This window comes from Streptomyces callyspongiae, assembly GCF_047200695.1.
Lineage (GTDB): Bacteria > Actinomycetota > Actinomycetes > Streptomycetales > Streptomycetaceae > Streptomyces.
In genome coordinates, this window is record NZ_JBJZOM010000046.1 from 1 (window position 1) to 1,074 (window position 1,074).

At 68.0% G+C, this 1,074-nt stretch carries 1 protein-coding gene; it reads right to left on the reverse strand.

Translation table 11 applies throughout. The features are described 5' to 3' along the window. Window positions 1–1,074 (reverse strand): amino acid adenylation domain-containing protein (locus ACL06G_RS21440; RefSeq protein WP_412788155.1); only part of this gene is annotated, 1,074 nt, incomplete at both ends.

Sequence of the window (1,074 nt, forward strand, 5' to 3'; positions counted from 1 at the left end):
GGTCGCGGGGTCGGGGAGGGCGTTGCGGTCGATCTTGCCGTTGGCGGACAGCGGGAGGTGGTCCAGCACCGTCCAGGTCGCGGGCACCATGTAGGACGGCAGACGGTCCTCCGCCCGCTCCCGGACCCGATCCAGCAGATCCTCACCCGCACCGGCAGCAGGCACCACATAGCCGGCCAACCGCCGATGATGCCGCTCCCCCGGCGCCGCAGCCACCACAGCCGCCACACCCGGACACTCCGCGACCGCCGCCTCGATCTCCCCCAGCTCGATACGGAACCCGCCGACCTTGACCTGGAAATCCTCCCGCCCCAGGAACTCGATCTCCCCCGACGGCAACCACCGGCCCAGATCCCCCGTCCGGTACAACCGCTCACCCGTCACCGGATGCCTCACGAACGACGCAGCCGTCCGCTCCTCATCCCGCCAATACCCCTCGGCAAGCCCCGCACCCGCGATGAACAACTCACCCGGCACATGCACCGGACACTCCTGCCACCGCTCGTTCCACACATGGAACCGCTGATTGCGCAACGGCCGCCCGTACGGAATCGAATCCCAACCCGGATCCACCTCGTCCACCGGATACGCGATCGACCAGATACCGGCCTCCGTCGCACCCCCCAGACTCACCACACGAGCCCCACCCGCCAGACCACGCACCCGACCCGGCAGATCCACCGGAATCCAGTCGCCCGACAGCAGCACCACCCGCAACGGCAACCCCTCGCCACCGCCCGCGGCATGCTCCACCAGCATCGCCATCAACGCCGGCACCGAATTCCACACCGTCACCCGATGCTCACGCACCAGCTCCAGCCAATGCCCCGGATCACGCGAGGACCCCGCACGCGGCAACACCAACCGCCCACCGGCCCCCAACACACCGAACACATCGAACACCGACAGATCGAACGACAACGACGACAGACCCAGCACCGCATCACCAGGACCGACCCCGAACCGCTCCACCACATCCACACACGTGTTCAACGCCGCACCGTGCGACACCGCCACACCCTTCGGCACACCCGTCGACCCCGACGTATAGATCACATACGCCAGATCACCCGG